This window comes from Escherichia sp. 10290 (assembly GCF_030295155.1).
GTDB classification, from domain to species: Bacteria; Pseudomonadota; Gammaproteobacteria; order Enterobacterales; family Enterobacteriaceae; genus Escherichia; species Escherichia coli_F.
The window spans coordinates 981,372-999,516 of sequence record NZ_AP025741.1; the positions used below are offsets into that span (position 1 = coordinate 981,372).

Sequence of the window (18,145 nt, forward strand, 5' to 3'; positions counted from 1 at the left end):
TATGCAAATATGAATAGCTAATAAGCTTGTGCAAGGATATATGGTTTTTATAGACTTGAAAGTCTTATTATAAGGATGAATGTTGTAGATGGTTATGGACATTAAAAATGAGTGTAATCAGGCAATTAAGACATCTTATCTTGATATGGCGAACCCCAATTTTGCATTTGTGATGGAAGGATACAATTCATCCAAATATAAAGAGATAATTTCTGCGTTTAGTTCACGATTTGATATTAGAGATAACACTGAGTTAAATTATGATGTCTGTCTTTCATTAGAAGTTGTTTTGCAAAAAGGCATTGCCTTTATCTATATATCTCTTGTTGGGCAATATGCTTTTATAATATTCAAGGATGACGTTATAACAAGCTCGATGAATATAGGTGCAGAGATTGCAGACTTAATTAATGTATTGATTCGTCATGACTTTAAGATTTTGGATAAGGATTTTTTATTGAGTAAGCCTGGTTGCGATATTTATCCGGGTTTGTCCAATTCGAATGAAATGTATCTAAATTATTTATTTTCTCCTGGGTTGAAAATAAAATGATATTATGGTGAAGTAGTTTAATGAAATGTTGTGAGTTGCCAATTACGATAAAAGGATGACTTGTGTTAACAAAACTAATTAATTTACAGCCTGATAAGGTTTTTAAAAAAATAAACTCATCTTCATCCAATTTAATTAAGTAAATAAAAATAAAATTGCCGCTTCTTATTCCCTATGAAAATCAAGAGGTGACGTTTTATTGTGATGAATTATATGTATTCGACTCCGATGAGTACATTGTATTTGGTCATGATTTAGATGGTTATTTTATTGTTAGCGTAAAAAATAAGAAAGTTTATTACTTGTATGATATAGACGAATGCGCAAATTTTACGATGATGTATTGCAATTCTGGGATAAATGATTTTGTTATATTCAATAATATTTTTATGCAGGCGGTTTTTAAACAATCAGAATTGATGAAAATACAATTGTTAACAGATGATGAAATTTTATCCGATGCAATGGATGCTATATTTACCCAATGTGATAGCGAGGCTATGAAAGATGATGCCTTCTGGGGCTTAAGATGCTACGAGCTTCGCGATGGCTTTTTTCCTTTAAATGATGCCCAAATCAAATTTTATAGTGAAATGGAAAAAGTTCCTCATCAAGGCAAAAGTGAATCCATTCGAGACTGATGACAAAGGTAAAATTGCCTGATGCGCTATGCTTATCAGGCCTACATGGTCCATGCAATATATTGAATTTGCAGGCTTTTGTAGGTCGGATAAGGCGTTTACGCCGCATCCGGCATAAACAACGCGCACTTTGTCAACAATCTGATTCACAAGAGCAAGTTGAACAAAAATGATTAAATGAGAGGCTCTTCACATCGCCGCTTCATTTTTCGCTCGTAGCTTCTTCGCCTGGCTTTCCAGCAACAGGTAACAGATCAGCGCCAGCAGCAGCGGGATAAAGTAATACAGCACACGGTAAGCGAGCAGGGCGGCGATAATTGTGCCTTTGGAGGTATGCTCCCCAGCCAGTAGCGCGATAAACACCGCTTCCAGTACACCAATTCCCGCCGGAATATGCACAATTACCCCGGCAATACTGCTTACCAGTAATACGCCCAGTACAAAGAAATAGTTTACGCTTTGACCAAGTAACAGCCAGATAATCGCCCCCATGACCATCCAGTTAACGCTGGAAATCAGCATCTGGGCGAGGGCGAATTTCCATGAAGGCAGCACCAGCTTTTGCCCTTTGATGGTCATATGGCGGTGCTTCGCGAAAGCGCAAAACCACAAATAAACCGCGATAATCATCAGTAAGCCAATGCCGAGAATGCGCAGCGTGGTTTGATCGACATACCAGTGGTCCGGCAGCTCCACCACGCCTGCGGTAAAGATAATCCCGGCCAGCAAAATATAGCCCAGCCAGTTGGTGGTAATACTGAGCGAGAAAATCCGCGTAATAGTGCTGCCCGGTAACCCTAGCCGGGAGTACAAACGATAGCGCATACCTATGCCGCCGACCCAGGTACTGAGCGTCAGGTTGAAGGCGTAGCAGATAAACGACACCAGCATCACCTGGCGCTTCGCCAGTTTGTGACCGCAGTAGAAACGGGCGAGCAGGTCGTAGCAGCCATATATCAGATAGCTGACGACCACCAGCCCAATCGCACTGAGCAACGCAACGCGATTGTAATCGCGGATGACCTTCCAGACCTCTTCCCAGTCTACCTTTTTGGCGTAGATCACCAGCAACACAATCACTGCGATAAAAAATAGCCAGGTGAGGATCTTCTTTGCTAAGCGCCAGCGTGGGTGTGATTTACTCATCAGGGTTTTACCCCCGTGTTTTCAGTTTCTACCCGATCCTGCGTTTCCATTGTCGGTTGTGCGGGGGGATCAACCTGCGCCAGACGTGGCGTGTGCGCCGGAAGCCAGCCCACCAGCGCCGGGAAGTGGCGTAGAAAGTGGAATGCCAGCACGCTTTTGGTCAGGTTCCACCAGGTACGTTTCGGCAGCATGGATTCATCCACTTGTTGACAGTCGGCGGCGATGATGCCGTTCAGATTATCGCGTAGCGTCTGGTTAAAATTACGATCGTGAATGATGACGTTTGCTTCGAGATTTAGCGACAAACTGAGCGGATCGAGATTACTGGACCCTACCGTCGCCCAGTGATCGTCCATCAATGCCACTTTACCGTGGAGCGGGCGGCGGCGGTACTCAAATACCTGAACGCCGCCTTTAACCAGATAGTTATACAGCAAGCGCGCACCGACTCTGACAATGGGCATATCCGGTTCGCCCTGAATGATCAGTTTGATCCGCACCCCGCGCCGTGCCGCTTTACGCAAGGCGTGTAAAAATCGATAGCCGGGGAAGAAGTAGGCGTTGGCGATAATCACTTCCCGCCGCGCCTGAGTGAGCATTTTCAGATAGTGACGTTCGATATCATCGCGATGTTCTTCGTTATCGCGCCAGACCAGCAATACCTGCGCTTCTCCCGGCTGGCGGTTCTCTTCCGCTTTGTGATGACGTCGCCACCAGCGTCGGGCCGCGCTCTGTCCTGGCAGGTTTTCCAGCTCAAACTGGAGAATATCTTCGACAATCGGCCCTTCAAGGCGCACCGCGTAATCCTGTTTAGCCTCTGGACCGTAGCTGGACATATGCTCGGCGGAGTAATTCAGCCCGCCAATAAAGGCGATACGCGCGTCGATCACCACAATTTTGCGATGCATCCGGCGAAACACATTGGTGCGCATACCAAAAAGGCGAGGGCGGGGATCGTAGTAGCGAAATACCACGCCAGCTGCCGTCAGTTCATTGACAAACTCATCGCTGAGATCCGGCGAACCGTAGCCATCCAGCAAGACTTCCGCTTTTACCCCGCGTTGCGCTGCTGCCAGTAGTACCGCATGCAGCTGTTTGCCGACGTCATCCTCAAACCAGATAAACGTTTCAAGAATGATGCGTTCTTGTGCCTCGCCAATCGCCTTAAACACCGCGGGATAATATTGCTCGCCGTTTTCCAGCAACTGGATCTTATTGCCTTCGCGCCAGCTACATTTCATAAATGAATCTCCGCACTTAAAGGGGCATGATCAGAAAGGTGTCGCCATGTCCGCAGCGGCAACGCGGTTGGCGCGCTGGCGCTGGCATTTTTGACATAGATCCTGTCCAGACGTAGTAGAGGAAATTGCACCGGAAACGTGCGCGCCGGGCGTCCGTGGGCGCGGGTAAATATCTCATCCAGCCCGGCCTGCATTTTTAACGGATGATTAGCTTTTTGCCGCCAGTCGTTGAAATCACCCGCCACTAATACCGGTTCGCCGTCCGGCAGCTCATTGACCCATTCGGCGAGCATCGCAAGCTGCGCCTGACGGTGCGCCTCACGCAGGCCCAGATGTACGCACATCACATGAATCGCTTTCCCGGTCATCGGTGGCACAATGCGGCAGTAGAGCACGCCGCGCTTTTCCGCACCATCGACCGAAACATCGCGATTCTCATAATGTTCAATGGGATAACGTGAAAGAACCGCGTTGCCGTGATGCCCTTCCGGGTATACGGCATTGCGACCGTAGGCGAAATCGCTCCACATGGTGTCGGCGAGAAACTCGTAGTGCGAGGTATCGGGCCAGTTTTCCACATGCAGCGGATGAACTTCGTGCGCGCCCATCACTTCCTGCAGGCAAACAATATCGGCGCTGACGGTACGCACGGCGTCGCGAAGTTCCGGCAAAATGAAGCGTCGGTTAAACGCGGTAAAGCCTTTGTGAATATTGATGGTGAGCACCTTGAACGAAAATTGTTGTGTTTGAACGGGCATAATTTTCCTGTCTTTGCCTCTTATCTCATTGAAATAGTGTAGTCGGCGTCACAAAAAGGTGCGGTCTTACGGAATTTTCCGTAAAGTTCGGTACTCTGAGTAAGTAGAGATAAATTCTTCAGGAGAGAAGCCATGAAGTGGCAACAACGTGTTCGTGTCGCAACGGGTCTAAGTTGCTGGCAGATTATGTTGCATTTACTGGTAGTGGCGCTGCTGGTGGTGGGCTGGATGAGTAAAACTCTGGTTCACGTCGGCGTAGGATTATGCGCACTGTATTGTGTCACGGTAGTGATGATGCTGGTGTTTCAGCGCCACCCCGAGCAACGCTGGCGTGAGGTGGCAGATGTGCTGGAAGAACTGACCACAACCTGGTATTTTGGCGCAGCGCTGATTGTGCTGTGGCTGTTATCCCGCGTACTGGAAAACAACTTTTTGCTGGCGATTGCAGGGCTGGCGATCCTTGCTGGCCCGGCAGTAGTGTCTTTACTGGCGAAAGATAAGAAGTTACATCACCTTACGTCTAAACATCGCGTACGCCGCTGACCCTGTCGTGGCCGTTATCACCAGTAGCGGCCACAAACTATTCCACACAATATCCAGACTCGCATCCTTCAAATAAATCTGCTTGGTAATGTCCGTAAAGTGGCGAATAGGGTTAATCCACGTCAGGTTTTGCAGCCATACTGGCATGTTTTCCACTGGCGAAACGTAACCGGAAAGGAGAATGGCGGGCATCATAAAGACAAACACGCCGATAAACGCCTGCTGTTGCGTTGAACAGAGTGACGAAATCAACAGACCGAATCCCACCAGCGATAAACCGTAAATCACCATCGTAAAGTAGAATAGCGCCAGCGATCCGGCGAAGGGGATTTGATACGCCCAGATACCAATCGCCAGCACAATGGTGGCCTGGAAGGTGGCGACAATTAATGCCGGTACGGCTTTGCCGATGAATATCTGCCAGGTGGTGAGGGGAGAAACCAGTAACTGATCGAGCGTACCCTGTTCACGTTCGCGGGCGACGGAAAGTGAAGTGACGATCATTACGCCGATAGTGGTGATCATGGCGATCAGCGACGGCACCACAAACCATTTGTAGTCGAGATTCGGGTTATACCAGTTGCGTACCACCAGCTCGCTGTTGTTAGGTTTCGGTTTTCCTTCCAGCAGCTCCTGCTGATAATTTTTGACGATCTGTTGCAGGTAGTTGGCGGCAATTTGCGCACTGTTGGAGTTGCGTCCGTCGAGGATCAACTGCAATGGCGCGGTCTGGAAGGTATCCAATTTGCGTGAGAAATCAGCCGGGAAACGCACCAGGAGTAACGCCTTTTGCGTATCGATGGTTGGGCGGATCTCCTGCGGGCTTTTCAGCAGCAGCACATGGGTAAAGGCGCTGGCACGGGCAAAACGCTGGGTCAGCTCCACCGAATGCTCGCCGTTATCTTCATCGTAGATGGCGATTGTGGCGTTGGTCACTTCCAGCGTGGCGGCGAACGGGAAAAGAATCACCTGAATCAGCACGGGTAAAATCAGAATCGCGCGGGTTTGCGGTTCACGCAGCAACGACTGCAACTCTTTGCGGATTAACGTCCATAAGCGATGAAACATGCTCTTCTCCCTAATCCAGCCGACGTTTGGTTTTCAGCCACGTCAGGCCGATAAACATCACCGCCGAAGCGATCAAAAACAGCACGTTCACCACCAGCACCACTGGAATATTCCCGGCGAGGAACAGGCTTTGCAGGGTGCTGACGAAATAACGTGCGGGAATAATGTACGTTACCGCGCGGATCACTGCTGGCATACTGTCGATCTGAAAAATAAAGCCGGAAAGCATAATCGACGGCAGAAAAGCGGCGTTCAGGGCAACTTGTGCGGCGTTGAACTGGTTGCGGGTAATTGTGGAAATCAGCAGTCCCATTCCCAGAGTACTGAGCAAAAACAGGCTGGAGATAAAAAACAGAATCAGCAGCGACCCGCGATACGGCACGCCGAGAATAAACACTGACACCAGCATACACAGCAACATCGCCAGCATCCCAAGGAAGTAATAAGGGATCAGCTTACACAGCAACAGTTCCGTGCGGGTTATCTCCGTAGAGAGTAACGCCTCCATGGTGCCGCGTTCCCATTCTCGCGCCACCACCAGCGAGGTGAGAATCGCGCCGATAACCGTCATGATGATGGTTACCGCGCCGGGGATAATAAAGTGCTGGCTAATCGCCGCCGGGTTAAACCAGTAGCGAGTCTGGACGTCGATAAGCGGTTCAAAAGTCTGCCCGTTGTCCTCTGCCCGCTGCATTTGCCAGATCTGCCAGATCCCTTCGACATAACCTTGTACAAAGTTAGCGGTATTTGGCTCACTGCCGTCGGTGATCACCTGAATCGGCGCGGTAGCGTTGGCGCGCTCCATCTGTTCGGCGAAATCCACCGGAATCACCACCAGGCCACGAATTTTTCCCGCCTGCATTTTGGCGATCAATTCCTGACGGTTATCGCTGATGGTGGCGTCGATGTAGGGCGAACCGGTCATGGTATGGGTGAAATCCAGCGCCGCTTCGCTACGCTGTTCCAGCAAAATCCCGACCCGCAGCTTGCTGGAGTCGAGGTTAATGCCGTAGCCAAATATAAACAGCAGCAACAGTGGGATCACCACTGCAATCAGCCAGCTACTCGGATCGCGAACGATCTGCCGCGTCTCTTTGACGCACAGCGCCCGCACGCGACGCCAGGACAGGATCGGATTACTCATGGCTATGCTCCTTATCCCAGTCGTGGATCAACTGAATAAAGGCCTGCTCCATTGTGGGATCGGGTTGCTCGTCGTTGGCCGACTGCGCTTTCAAATCATCTGGCGTGCCGCTGGCGATTAATTTCCCACGATACACCAGGCCGATGCGGTCACAATATTCTGCTTCATCCATAAAGTGGGTGGTGACCATTACCGTGACGCCTTTCTCTACCATGCTGTTGATATGCAACCAAAATTCACGGCGGGTGAGGGGATCAACGCCGGAAGTCGGTTCATCGAGAAACAGAATGTCCGGTTCATGCATCAGCGAACAGGCCAGCGCCAGACGCTGTTTAAAACCTAAGGGCAGTTCATCGGTCGCGTGGGAAGCGATACTTTTCAGGCCGAACGCCTCGCTCATACGGGCGATTTTTTCGTTCTGCGCCCGCCCGCGTAAGCCATACACACCAGAAAAAAAGCGTAAATTCTGTTCGACCGTCAGGTTGCCATAGAGCGAAAACTTTTGCGCCATATAGCCGAGATGCTGGCGCGCTTTGCCAGAACTCTCTTTCAGATCCATCCCCAGCACCAGCGCCTGGCCAGAGGTCGGTACCAACAAGCCGCACATCATCTTAAAGGTGGTCGATTTCCCTGCGCCGTTTGGCCCGAGCAAACCAAAGATTTCACCGCGTTTGACGGCAAAGTTGACGTGATCGGTGGCGGCAAAATCACCAAATTTCTTGGTCAGTTCTTTCGCTTCGATCACCGTCTCGTCAGGCGTACCTTCCACCGTATGCAATATTGCGCCCAGCGGTGATTCTGAGGTTCCGGCACCGCCCAGCAAATCAATAAACGCATCTTCAAAACGCGGCGTAGTTTCGTTGATATTAATTTCCGGCATTCCGTCGGCATGGCGAATATCGTCTGGTGTGGCCTCTTTTTTGAGGATCAGACGCACCGATTTCCCCTGAATCATGCCGTCGCTGACCTGCGGCAGTTTCAAGGCGCGTTGTAGTAGTTTGCGGTTGCCCTCGTGTGGGCTGGTCATCAGAAAGCTACGTCCGGCCATGGTTTGTGTCAGGGCCGTCGGTTCTCCCTGATACAGCAACTCGCCTTCGTTCATCAGCAACACGTCACGGCACTGTTCGGCTTCGTCGAGATACGAGGTGCTCCAGAGAATTAACATTCCTTCGCCTGCCAGCTCATGCACCATCTGCCACAGTTCGCGGCGTGAGATAGGGTCAACGCCGACGCCGGGTTCATCGAGCAGCAACACTTTCGGTTCGCCCACCAGGGTACAGGCCAGGCCGAGTTTTTGCTTCATCCCGCCAGAGAGCTTGCCCGCCAGGCGTCCGGTAAACGGGCCAAGAGATGTAAACTCCAGCAGGCGAGCAAAAGTCTGCTTCCGCGCTTCACCGGTGACGCTGCGCAAATCCGCGTACAGATTGAGGTTCTCCATCACCGTGAGATCTTCATACAGGCCGAATTTCTGCGGCATATAGCCGAGAACGGCGTGCAGCGCGCCGTCGTTTTTGATCGGATCAAAGCCAATCACCGTGGCGCTGCCGCTATCGGGTTTCAGTAATCCCGCCAGCATCCGCATCAGCGTGGTTTTGCCCGCACCGTCCGGCCCCACCAGCCCCGTCACATAACCAGCGTGAATGGTACAGTCGAGTGGCGCGACAGCGGGCTTGTCCATGCCCGGAAAGCGTTTTTCCAGGCCGTTCAGCGTAATAACGGCATCATTCATGTCCTGCCTCGTTACCGAATTGCACCGTCACCGGCATTCCCTGGCGTAAGGCATCATCGGCGTCGGTCACCACAATACGCAGGCGATAGACGAGGTCGGTACGCAGATCCGGCGTTTCGACAGTTTTCGGGGTAAATTCAGCGGTAGGCGAAACGAAACCAATCTGCCCGTGATACGGTTTGTCCGGGCGACCGTCGGTATAAAGCAGCACTTTGCGCCCCGGCTGGGCCTGGTCGAGATTACGTTCATCAACATAAGCGCGCACCCACACCGGACGTGTCAGTGAGACGGTAAAGACTGTGCCACCTTCATTGAGCACCGTGCCAGGCTCTACCGCGCGGGTTAACAGCGTGCCATCAGACGGGGCTATCAACGTTGAGTCCTGTAAATTCAGCTCCGCCTGCGCCAGTTGCGCCTGTGCCTGTTCGAGGCTGGCTTTCGCCTGGGCGATGTCCTGTTCACGATTACCGGAGCGATACTGACGCAATTTATCCTGTGCTGATTTCAGCGTTGCCTGCGCCTGGTCGCGCGAGGAGCGGGCATTTTCCAGGTCGTTTGCCGAAATAGTGCGACTTTTCCACAACCCTTGCTGGCGGTTGTAGAAGTTCTGCGCATAGTCATATGCGGCCTGCGCCTGTTTTACGGCGGCGGCGGCCTGAGCGATTTCTTCATCGCGATACCCGGCAAGCATCAGGTCATACTGCGCCTGTGCCACCGAAACACCCGCTTTTGCCTGCATCAGGGCAATTTCATACGGCTTATGATCCAGTTCACCCAGCACCTGGCCCGCTTTAATCGCATCACCTTCGTCCACGGCCAGCGACTCAACGCGACCACCGACACGGAAGCTAAGATTCACGGTGCGAATATCCACGTTGCCATATAACGTCAGGCCGTTATCCTGGCGGCTTTGATACCACCAGTAGCCTCCGGCAACCACGGCGGCAAGTACCACTACCGCCAGTCCGATCACGACAGGTTTTTTCATCACTACAAACTCCTTTGCGATAATCCTTGCAAAATCAGGTCGATATGACAGGTCACCGTCTGGTTGATCAGTTCGGTCTTTTCTTCATCGAACGCGGTCCAGCCGGTACGTAACAAAATAGTTTCTTTGCCAAGACGAAACGCCAGAATCTCGCCAATCAACGCATGGGTATGGAGGATCATGCGGGTGTCGTTGGCGTCGCAGCCGGTCCAGGCGGCAATCAGGCGTGTAAGGTGGCTGTGTAGCGGGCTAATCACCTGTTCATGCACCAGGTGGTAGGCTGCCGTAGGAGAGAGTTGCTCACGGGAGATAAACTTGCTGAGGTTGACGGTGTCATCCTGGGTGAGCAGCTTAATCATGTTCCTGCAGGCACGAAGGATCAGTTCACGAATAGCTGCGCGATCCGGCTGTGGTTGTGCGAACAAGCGTTCGGCTTCTTCAGCGTGCGGACGGAACTGCTCGCCAATAAAATCGGCAATCCACTGGGCGCAGGCGAGATACAAATCTTCTTTCGAACCGAAGTAGTAGGTGATGGCAGCGATATTCTGCCCGGCCTGGGCGGCTATCTCGCGGGTGGTGGCGTTCATTCCATATTCACCAAACTGCGCCAGTGCGGCAGCAATCAGCTGTTTTTTCGCCTGTTCACCCTTGATTGTCATGGCAGGATTATTCATCGCACAGTCCATTCTTAATCAAATGATTGATTAAGATTATGACTCCATATGGGAGTTGTCCAGTATGACCAGGAATTTTAGCAACGCCAGTCACAGGGATAATTTATGCGCTGCGTCACAAAAACTGCTACACTCCGCTCCCTCATGACATTGTGGTTTTTGTCATTTTCCTTTTCAGTATCTCCCTGAAAACTACACCGGTAACGGTCGGGGCGGTTCGGAGTAGTTATGTCTTTCGATTCTTTGGGTTTAAGCCCTGATATCCTGCGCGCCGTTGCCGAGCAGGGTTACCGTGAACCCACCCCTATTCAGCAGCAGGCGATCCCTGCGGTGCTGGAAGGCCGCGACCTTATGGCTAGCGCCCAGACCGGCACTGGCAAAACAGCGGGCTTTACGCTGCCGCTGTTGCAACATTTGATTACTCGCCAGCCGCACGCCAAAGGGCGTCGTCCGGTCCGTGCGCTCATTCTTACCCCAACCCGTGAACTGGCTGCACAGATTGGCGAAAACGTCCGTGATTACAGCAAATACCTGAACATTCGTTCGCTGGTCGTATTTGGCGGTGTGAGCATTAACCCGCAGATGATGAAGCTGCGTGGCGGCGTTGATGTGCTGGTGGCAACGCCGGGACGTCTGCTGGACCTGGAACATCAGAATGCAGTGAAGCTGGACCAGATAGAAATTCTTGTCCTTGATGAAGCTGACCGTATGCTCGACATGGGCTTTATCCACGATATCCGTCGTGTGTTGACTAAGCTGCCAGCGAAGCGCCAGAACCTGTTGTTCTCCGCCACGTTCTCTGACGATATTAAAAACCTGGCGGAAAAACTGCTGCATAACCCACTGGAAATTGAAGTGGCACGCCGCAATACCGCGTCTGAACAGGTGACCCAGCACGTTCACTTTGTCGATAAGAAACGTAAACGCGAATTACTGTCGCACATGATTGGTAAAGGGAACTGGCAGCAGGTGCTGGTGTTTACCCGTACCAAACACGGTGCTAACCATCTGGCTGAACAGCTCAATAAAGATGGTATCCGCAGTGCGGCGATCCACGGTAATAAATCGCAAGGTGCGCGTACTCGTGCACTGGCCGATTTTAAATCGGGCGATATTCGTGTTCTGGTGGCAACTGACATCGCTGCACGCGGTCTGGATATCGAAGAGTTGCCGCACGTCGTCAACTACGAGCTGCCAAACGTACCGGAAGATTATGTTCACCGTATCGGGCGTACCGGTCGTGCAGCGGCTACCGGTGAAGCGTTATCGCTGGTGTGTGTTGATGAACACAAACTTCTGCGTGATATCGAAAAACTGCTGAAAAAAGAGATTCCACGCATTGCGATTCCGGGTTATGAGCCGGACCCGTCAATCAAAGCCGAACCGATCCAGAACGGTCGCCAGCAACGTGGCGGCGGCGGTCGTGGGCAAGGTGGTGGTCGCGGTCAACAGCAACCACGCCGTGGAGAAGGTGGCTCAAAATCTGCAAGCGCAAAACCTGCAGAAAAACCATCTCGTCGTCTCGGCGATGCCAAACCGGCAGGCGAGCAACAACGCCGTCGCCGTCCGCGTAAACCTGCCGCTGCGCAGTAATACCATGTAAGGGCAAAAGAGTATCACAGGCTTTTGCCCTGTATTCAGGTAACACGGTCAGACATGAATGTCATGTCTGATTTTATTGTTTTTAATAAATTTGCTTTATGATCTATCTAGTGTATTTAAAATGGCAATGAAATTATTTCTTTTTGCAATTTCACTTATTGTTAATAACATTGGTTGATATTCATAAACAAATTCTGGGAAAGTCTGGAATAAACATGCTATTGCATAAAGTGTTTATTCATCATCTGGAAAATTATTATGAGATATGTGATTTAGTATTAGCTTGATTCTGTCCCTGATTTTATTATTTTCATTGTCTATAGTGTATCCGACTATCTCCCTAAGCAAAATAAAGTGTGCAGTCGTTTCATTACCGTATATCTTTAGCATTTCCAATAAACTATCAAAAATCGCTCATTTCTGCTTATTGATAGAAAGATTGATTGCCAGCCTGTTTAGATCCGTACAGCAGCAGACTTTCATAACCCGGTTGATCCTGAGTTTGCAGTACGAAAAGTTAAAAATGAGCGATTTCTGTAAGATTCCCCATTTTGCCAGGCTTATGATCCGCAGATCATTCAAGCGCAAAGGAGCGATGTATGGATTGTTCAAAATGTAATGGTTATGCGACGATGTTATTAAATATGGTGCAGGGTTCTGACCCGGTTAATTTACTGGAATTACATGGTTTCCTTGAACATTTCGCATATTATATCTCATTTGGCAAATTTAATGCAGGCCACCAGCGCTATAATGCTTTTAAAAAATTCGTCAGTGAGATTTCGGAAATCAGCGCAAATGATATCAGTATGACGATTAAAACCGGCCAATCCAGACATGAAAAAATTATCTCTATAAATATGAATGATGCAATTCCTCGTGATGAGAAAGGGATCACTGTCCGAATAGATAATATTAATGGAAAGAAAAATAACTCTAATTCATCAGATGTTTTTATTCCTTATGTAAATACATTTTCTGACCTCAAAAATAAAATACTCAGGATGAAAATTGAACTGACTGAAGGTAGTGGTTTTTCTAAAAGTCTTTTTGACAGTCAGATTGAGACGCATATTCTGAGGGATATTAATTCGCTTAACGTTGGTGAGAAATTGAATGATGATAATCTTGCATATCATTCTATATTCACTAACGAATTCTCTGTTATTATTCCGCCATCCTATTATGATGCGACTTCTGTAGTAAACGCCAATAATGGTGTGAGAGAAAAACTATTTGAAAGTGATAGTAAAGTTAAAGATATCGTCGATGATATGTCTAATCATGACGTGGAGAGAGAAAAAGATATATTTGTAATCGGGGGGATGATAGAAAAACTAGAGTCTCTGGCAGACGAATCTTTCAATGAAAATACTGATAACATACAAACAGTAAAAGATTTGTTAACGCAATTAACTGATGGCATGGAACTCTTCGCGCTGCGGGACATAGTGGCATTCCCATCGTCCATAATAGCAAAATTATTAAAATCCCCACTTAATAGCGATCATGAACTTGTTATGCGCGCATTGGATACGTATCTGTGCTACTTCAGAAATAAAAATCTGAGTAACGATGCGGAAATAATAAACTTTTTCTATGCTCTCTTTTTAAAGAGACCAGAGTTGATGGTTTCTGAAAATTATAGATTTATTCAATTTGTTGATTTGCTTTTTGAAAACAGAAGTGTTGAAGAGAAAAACTTAGCATTTGACCTTTATCACAATTATCAGGTATTACCTGAAATAAAACAATTCGTTACTGCAGAAATAAAATTGAATTTCAATGAGCAGCAAGGATTGTTAGATAAAAATAATAAATGTTATATCCTGTTATCATCCGATAACTCCGGGCGAGTAATGCGCTTATCGCACCAGGCGTTAATCTCAATGCTTGAGCCAGAAGTTAAGAAAAAGACCATCTGGAATAATTACTCTATTTATCCATCTTTGCAGGATACCCATGAAGTTGTCAGAGATGATCCAGAAACGATTTGTACGTGTGCATTTCCTTTATTTGCAAAAGGATGGGAATATGCGCAGAAAAATAAGAAACACCAATTGATTCTCAATGCTCTTGGATTGAAAGGTTATATTCGTGATGTATTTATGTCAGCAATAATGCGAAAAACAGACTTTGTGCCAGAATCGGATAATCAATCGACAGAATTTAAATCATTATTTTCCTCTTTGATGACCGATTCAGACCAATGGCAACAGCATACTTTGAAAGAAAAACATTACACTAATCTATTAACGATGCTGGATCTCAAAGAGGCCAGTGAAAGTGATAAATCTAAAATATTTTTCTGTCTGTCCGCCGTATTTGCAAATATTTCTCACAGTAATGTCTTTAACGGTATTCCTGATGCGTCAAAAATTTTAAAACGTTATGCATTTGCTTTATTGGCTAAAGCTCACTCTTTAGATGAAAATATGATAAGCAGTCAAACTTTTAATACATACAAAGCGGTATTGCTTGATTTCAATAATCTGTCTAATGAAGAGGCCAACCAGCTGCGTATAAGTTCGTTATATCGTGATATGGTCCGCTACGCACAATATCGTTTTTCTAAAGTTTTATCCGAGTGGACGCCAGACGCATGGCTGTAAAGATCGCAGCAGAATAATGGCATTGATGGCCCTGGCTCAGGCCAGGGCGGGCAATACCGGTTCCTGCGAAGCGATGACGGCGGCAAGTGTAACCACGAAATGCGGTATCACTTGCTGTTTTCTGCCCTGAAGACTGGCGCTCACTGTGCCGTCGAACTTTCAATCAAATATATTGCGAGAGGGCGTTATTGCGAGCAGCTTTCCAGAAACAGAAAAACCATTACCCCTGAAAACCGAAAAATGCCACAATATTGGCTGTTTATACAGTATTTCAGGTTTTCTCATGGCATTAACCGCCGCGCTTAAAGCGCAAATTGCCGCCTGGTATAAGGCGCTTCAGGAACAGATCCCCGACTTTATTCCCCGTGCGCCGCAGCGGCAGATGATTGCGGACGTCGCCAAAACGCTGGCCGGAGAAGAAGGGCGGCATCTGGCGATTGAAGCACCCACCGGCGTTGGGAAAACGCTCTCCTATTTAATCCCCGGCATAGCCATTGCTCGCGAAGAGCAAAAAACGCTGGTGGTGAGTACCGCTAACGTGGCCTTGCAGGATCAGATCTACAGCAAAGATTTACCGCTGCTGAAAAAGATCATTCCCGATCTTAAATTTACCGCCGCTTTCGGGCGTGGGCGCTACGTTTGCCCGCGTAATCTGACGGCGCTCGCCAGCACTGAACCCACGCAACAGGATCTGCTGGCGTTTCTTGACGACGAACTGACGCCGAACAATCAGGAAGAGCAAAAACGTTGTGCGAAGTTGAAGGGCGATCTCGACACTTATAAATGGGATGGTCTGCGCGATCATATGGATATCGCCATTGATGACGATCTCTGGCGTCGTTTGAGTACCGACAAAGCCAGCTGCCTCAACCGCAACTGTTATTACTATCGCGAATGCCCGTTTTTTGTCGCTCGTCGGGAAATTCAGGAAGCCGAAGTTGTCGTGGCAAACCATGCGCTGGTGATGGCGGCGATGGAAAGCGAAGCCGTATTGCCTGACCCGAAAAATTTACTGCTGGTGCTGGACGAAGGTCATCACCTGCCGGATGTGGCGCGGGATGCGCTGGAGATGAGCGCCGAAATCACCGCGCCGTGGTATCGGCTACAGCTGGACTTGTTCACGAAACTGGTCGCTACCTGCATGGAGCAGTTTCGCCCGAAGACCATCCCACCGCTGGCGATCCCTGAACGTTTGAATGCGCATTGTGAAGAGCTGTATGAGCTTATCGCCTCGTTAAACAACATTCTCAATCTCTACATGCCAGCCGGTCAGGAGGCGGAGCACCGTTTTGCAATGGGGGAACTGCCTGAGGAAGTGCTGGAAATCTGTCAGCGGCTGGCAAAGCTCACCGAGATGCTTCGTGGTCTGGCGGAGTTATTTCTTAACGATTTAAGCGAGAAAACCGGCAGTCACGACATTGTGCGTCTGCATCGGTTGATTTTGCAGATGAACCGCGCGTTGGGGATGTTCGAGGCGCAAAGCAAACTCTGGCGGCTGGCTTCTCTGGCGCAATCTTCCGGTGCGCCGGTGACCAAATGGGCGACGCGGGAGGAACGCGAAGGGCAGCTACATCTCTGGTTTCACTGTGTGGGTATTCGTGTCAGCGATCAGCTGGAAAGGCTGCTGTGGCGCAGTATTCCGCACATTATTATCACTTCCGCAACCTTGCGTTCGCTGAACAGTTTTTCGCGTTTGCAGGAGATGAGCGGACTGAAAGAGAAAGCGGGTGACCGCTTTGTGGCGCTGGATTCGCCCTTTAACCACTGCGAACAGGGCAAAATTGTTATTCCCCGGATGCGCTTTGAGCCTTCCATCGACAACGAAGAGCAGCACATTGCCGAGATGGCGGCCTATTTCCGTAAGCAGGTGGAGAGCAAAAAACATCTCGGTATGTTGGTACTGTTTGCCAGCGGACGGGCGATGCAGCGGTTTCTCGACTATGTGACGGATTTACGTCTGATGCTGCTGGTGCAGGGCGATCAGCCGCGTTACCGTTTAGTTGAACTGCACCGCAAACGCGTTGCCAACGGTGAGCGCAGCGTGCTGGTGGGTTTACAGTCATTTGCCGAAGGGCTTGATTTGAAAGGCGATCTGCTCAGCCAGGTGCATATCCACAAAATCGCCTTTCCACCCATCGACAGTCCGGTGGTGATCACCGAAGGGGAATGGCTGAAAAGCCTCAACCGCTATCCGTTTGAGGTGCAAAGCCTGCCGAGCGCCTCGTTTAACCTGATTCAGCAGGTTGGGCGACTGATTCGAAGCCACGGTTGCTGGGGCGAAGTGGTGATTTACGATAAACGCTTGCTCACCAAAAACTACGGCAAGCGACTACTGGATGCATTACCGGTATTTCCGATAGAGCAACCGGAAGTCCCTGAAGGTATAGTTAAAAAGAAAGAAAAAACGAAATCCCCACGCCGTCGGCGGCGTTAATGATGTGAGTCAGGTAAGGAGTCGTAAATGGACTATCGCAAAATCATTAAAGAGATCGGGCGCGGGAAAAACCACGCGCGCGATTTAGACCGGGATACTGCGCGCGGTCTGTATGCCCATATGCTCAATGGTGAAGTCCCTGACCTTGAGTTGGGCGGCGTATTGATTGCGCTGCGTATCAAAGGGGAAGGGGAAGCAGAGATGCTCGGCTTTTACGAAGCCATGCAAAATCACACCATCAAGCTGACGCCGCCTGCAGACAAGCCGATGCCGATTGTCATCCCCAGTTACAACGGCGCGCGTAAACAGGCTAACCTGACGCCGTTGTTGGCGATTCTCCTGCACAAGCTCGGTTTTCCTGTGGTGGTTCACGGGGTTAGCGAAGATCCAACCCGCGTGCTGACAGAAACCATTTTCGAACTGATGGGTATTACGCCAACGTTGCACGGCGGGCAGGCGCAGGCGAAGCTCGACGAACATCAACCGGTGTTTATGCCAGTCGGCGCGTTTTGCCCGCCGCTGGAAAAACAACTGGCGATGCGCTGGCGGATGGGCGTGCGTAACAGTGCACATACCCTGGCGAAACTGGCGACGCCATTTGCCGAAGGTGAGGCGCTGCGTCTTTCTAGTGTTTCGCATCCGGAATACATTGGACGCGTCGCGAAGTTCTTTAGCGATATCGGCGGGCGGGCGCTACTAATGCATGGTACTGAAGGTGAAGTGTATGCTAATCCGCAGCGCTGCCCGCAGATCAATCTCATTGACCGTGAAGGGATGCGGGTGCTGTATGAAAAACAGGACACTGCTGGTAGCGAGTTACTGCCACAAGCAAAAGATCCGGAAACCACGGCGCAGTGGATTGAGCGTTGCCTGGCTGGCAGCGAACCGATTCCCGAATCGCTGAAAATCCAGATGGCTTGCTGCCTGGTGGCAACAGGTGAGGCGGCAACTATCAGCGATGGCCTGGCGCGCGTTAATCAGGCATTTTAATTTTTATCTCAGCCGGATGAGC

At 49.6% G+C, this 18,145-nt stretch carries 15 protein-coding genes; 7 read left to right on the forward strand and 8 right to left on the reverse strand.

The window, feature by feature from the left end; genetic code table 11:
* Positions 1 to 88: 88 nt before the first annotated feature.
* Positions 89 to 553 (forward strand): hypothetical protein, encoded by a 465-nt coding sequence (locus tag QUE74_RS04695; RefSeq protein ID WP_000244907.1) that lies wholly within the window; start codon positions 89 to 91, stop codon positions 551 to 553.
* A 155-nt stretch (positions 554 to 708) separates the two neighbouring features.
* Entirely contained in the window at positions 709 to 1,194 is a 486-nt protein-coding gene (locus QUE74_RS04700) for an SUKH-4 family immunity protein (protein ID WP_001354859.1), read from the forward strand.
* A 189-nt stretch (positions 1,195 to 1,383) separates the two neighbouring features.
* On the opposite strand, the gene QUE74_RS04705 is transcribed toward QUE74_RS04700, so the two are convergent.
* Genes QUE74_RS04705 through QUE74_RS04715 form a run of 3 tightly spaced genes read right to left on the reverse strand, consistent with a single transcriptional unit; the run spans position 1,384 to position 4,339 of the window.
* Entirely contained in the window at positions 1,384 to 2,340 is a 957-nt protein-coding gene (locus tag QUE74_RS04705) for a lysylphosphatidylglycerol synthase domain-containing protein (RefSeq protein ID WP_000045432.1), read from the reverse strand.
* Positions 2,340 to 3,581 (reverse strand): cardiolipin synthase ClsB, encoded by a 1,242-nt coding sequence (gene clsB, locus QUE74_RS04710; protein WP_000650358.1) that lies wholly within the window; start codon positions 3,579 to 3,581, stop codon positions 2,340 to 2,342. The genes QUE74_RS04705 and clsB overlap by 1 nt, the downstream gene beginning before the upstream one ends.
* Positions 3,578 to 4,339: an endonuclease/exonuclease/phosphatase family protein gene (locus QUE74_RS04715; protein WP_001145120.1), complete on the reverse strand. Its 762-nt coding sequence runs from the start codon at positions 4,337 to 4,339 to the stop codon at positions 3,578 to 3,580. The genes clsB and QUE74_RS04715 overlap by 4 nt, the downstream gene beginning before the upstream one ends.
* 132 nt (positions 4,340 to 4,471) lie before the next feature.
* Between QUE74_RS04715 and QUE74_RS04720 the strand changes: the two genes are divergently transcribed.
* Positions 4,472 to 4,882: a YbhQ family protein gene (locus QUE74_RS04720; RefSeq protein ID WP_000871982.1), complete on the forward strand. Its 411-nt coding sequence runs from the start codon at positions 4,472 to 4,474 to the stop codon at positions 4,880 to 4,882.
* Here the strand turns inward: QUE74_RS04720 and QUE74_RS04725 are convergent.
* Genes QUE74_RS04725 through cecR form a run of 5 tightly spaced genes read right to left on the reverse strand, consistent with a single transcriptional unit; the run spans position 4,844 to position 10,485 of the window.
* The gene (locus tag QUE74_RS04725) at positions 4,844 to 5,950 is read right to left on the reverse strand and encodes an ABC transporter permease (protein WP_000469031.1); all 1,107 of its coding nucleotides are present in this window, start codon (positions 5,948 to 5,950) and stop codon (positions 4,844 to 4,846) included. The two genes, QUE74_RS04720 and QUE74_RS04725, sit on opposite strands and share 39 nt — an antisense overlap.
* 10 nt (positions 5,951 to 5,960) lie before the next feature.
* Entirely contained in the window at positions 5,961 to 7,094 is a 1,134-nt protein-coding gene (locus tag QUE74_RS04730; protein ID WP_000070131.1) for an ABC transporter permease, read from the reverse strand.
* A complete protein-coding gene (locus QUE74_RS04735) occupies positions 7,087 to 8,823 on the reverse strand; it encodes an ATP-binding cassette domain-containing protein (protein ID WP_000996108.1) in 1,737 nt (578 codons plus the stop codon). The genes QUE74_RS04730 and QUE74_RS04735 overlap by 8 nt, the downstream gene beginning before the upstream one ends.
* On the reverse strand, positions 8,816 to 9,811 hold the full coding sequence (gene hlyD / locus QUE74_RS04740; RefSeq protein WP_001296990.1) for a secretion protein HlyD: 996 nt from the start codon (positions 9,809 to 9,811) through the stop codon (positions 8,816 to 8,818). Before hlyD ends, QUE74_RS04735 begins: the two co-directional genes overlap by 8 nt.
* Before the next feature lie 2 nt (positions 9,812 to 9,813).
* Positions 9,814 to 10,485, reverse strand: coding sequence for a DNA-binding transcriptional regulator CecR (gene cecR / locus QUE74_RS04745; protein ID WP_001296991.1), 672 nt, complete (start codon positions 10,483 to 10,485; stop codon positions 9,814 to 9,816).
* Positions 10,486 to 10,713: 228 nt separating this feature from the next.
* On the opposite strand from cecR, the gene rhlE reads away from it, so the two are divergent.
* The 4 genes from rhlE (at position 10,714) to ybiB (ending at position 18,123) form a co-directional block, all read left to right on the forward strand.
* Positions 10,714 to 12,078: an ATP-dependent RNA helicase RhlE gene (gene rhlE, locus QUE74_RS04750; RefSeq protein WP_000007085.1), complete on the forward strand. Its 1,365-nt coding sequence runs from the start codon at positions 10,714 to 10,716 to the stop codon at positions 12,076 to 12,078.
* Between the two features lie 608 nt (positions 12,079 to 12,686).
* Positions 12,687 to 14,699, forward strand: a complete 2,013-nt coding sequence (locus tag QUE74_RS04755; RefSeq protein ID WP_000340614.1) for a type III effector — start codon at positions 12,687 to 12,689, stop codon at positions 14,697 to 14,699.
* A gap of 283 nt (positions 14,700 to 14,982) precedes the next feature.
* Positions 14,983 to 17,133 (forward strand): ATP-dependent DNA helicase DinG, encoded by a 2,151-nt coding sequence (gene dinG / locus QUE74_RS04760; RefSeq protein ID WP_001218643.1) that lies wholly within the window; start codon positions 14,983 to 14,985, stop codon positions 17,131 to 17,133.
* A gap of 27 nt (positions 17,134 to 17,160) precedes the next feature.
* Positions 17,161 to 18,123: a DNA-binding protein YbiB gene (ybiB, locus tag QUE74_RS04765; protein ID WP_000386516.1), complete on the forward strand. Its 963-nt coding sequence runs from the start codon at positions 17,161 to 17,163 to the stop codon at positions 18,121 to 18,123.
* Positions 18,124 to 18,145 lie beyond the last annotated feature (22 nt).

Excerpts from the sequence above, each read along its gene's own strand:
- QUE74_RS04695 (WP_000244907.1), top strand. The coding sequence starts at position 89 with ATGGTTATGGACATTAAAAATGAGTGTAATCAGGCAATTAAGACATCT.
- QUE74_RS04705 (WP_000045432.1), bottom strand. The coding sequence starts at position 2,340 with ATGAGTAAATCACACCCACGCTGGCGCTTAGCAAAGAAGATCCTCACC.
- clsB (WP_000650358.1), bottom strand. The coding sequence starts at position 3,581 with ATGAAATGTAGCTGGCGCGAAGGCAATAAGATCCAGTTGCTGGAAAAC.
- QUE74_RS04715 (WP_001145120.1), bottom strand. The coding sequence starts at position 4,339 with ATGCCCGTTCAAACACAACAATTTTCGTTCAAGGTGCTCACCATCAAT.
- QUE74_RS04720 (WP_000871982.1), top strand. The coding sequence starts at position 4,472 with ATGAAGTGGCAACAACGTGTTCGTGTCGCAACGGGTCTAAGTTGCTGG.
- QUE74_RS04725 (WP_000469031.1), bottom strand. The coding sequence starts at position 5,950 with ATGTTTCATCGCTTATGGACGTTAATCCGCAAAGAGTTGCAGTCGTTG.
- QUE74_RS04730 (WP_000070131.1), bottom strand. The coding sequence starts at position 7,094 with ATGAGTAATCCGATCCTGTCCTGGCGTCGCGTGCGGGCGCTGTGCGTC.
- QUE74_RS04735 (WP_000996108.1), bottom strand. The coding sequence starts at position 8,823 with ATGAATGATGCCGTTATTACGCTGAACGGCCTGGAAAAACGCTTTCCG.
- hlyD (WP_001296990.1), bottom strand. The coding sequence starts at position 9,811 with ATGAAAAAACCTGTCGTGATCGGACTGGCGGTAGTGGTACTTGCCGCC.
- cecR (WP_001296991.1), bottom strand. The coding sequence starts at position 10,485 with ATGAATAATCCTGCCATGACAATCAAGGGTGAACAGGCGAAAAAACAG.
- rhlE (WP_000007085.1), top strand. The coding sequence starts at position 10,714 with ATGTCTTTCGATTCTTTGGGTTTAAGCCCTGATATCCTGCGCGCCGTT.
- QUE74_RS04755 (WP_000340614.1), top strand. The coding sequence starts at position 12,687 with ATGGATTGTTCAAAATGTAATGGTTATGCGACGATGTTATTAAATATG.
- dinG (WP_001218643.1), top strand. The coding sequence starts at position 14,983 with ATGGCATTAACCGCCGCGCTTAAAGCGCAAATTGCCGCCTGGTATAAG.
- ybiB (WP_000386516.1), top strand. The coding sequence starts at position 17,161 with ATGGACTATCGCAAAATCATTAAAGAGATCGGGCGCGGGAAAAACCAC.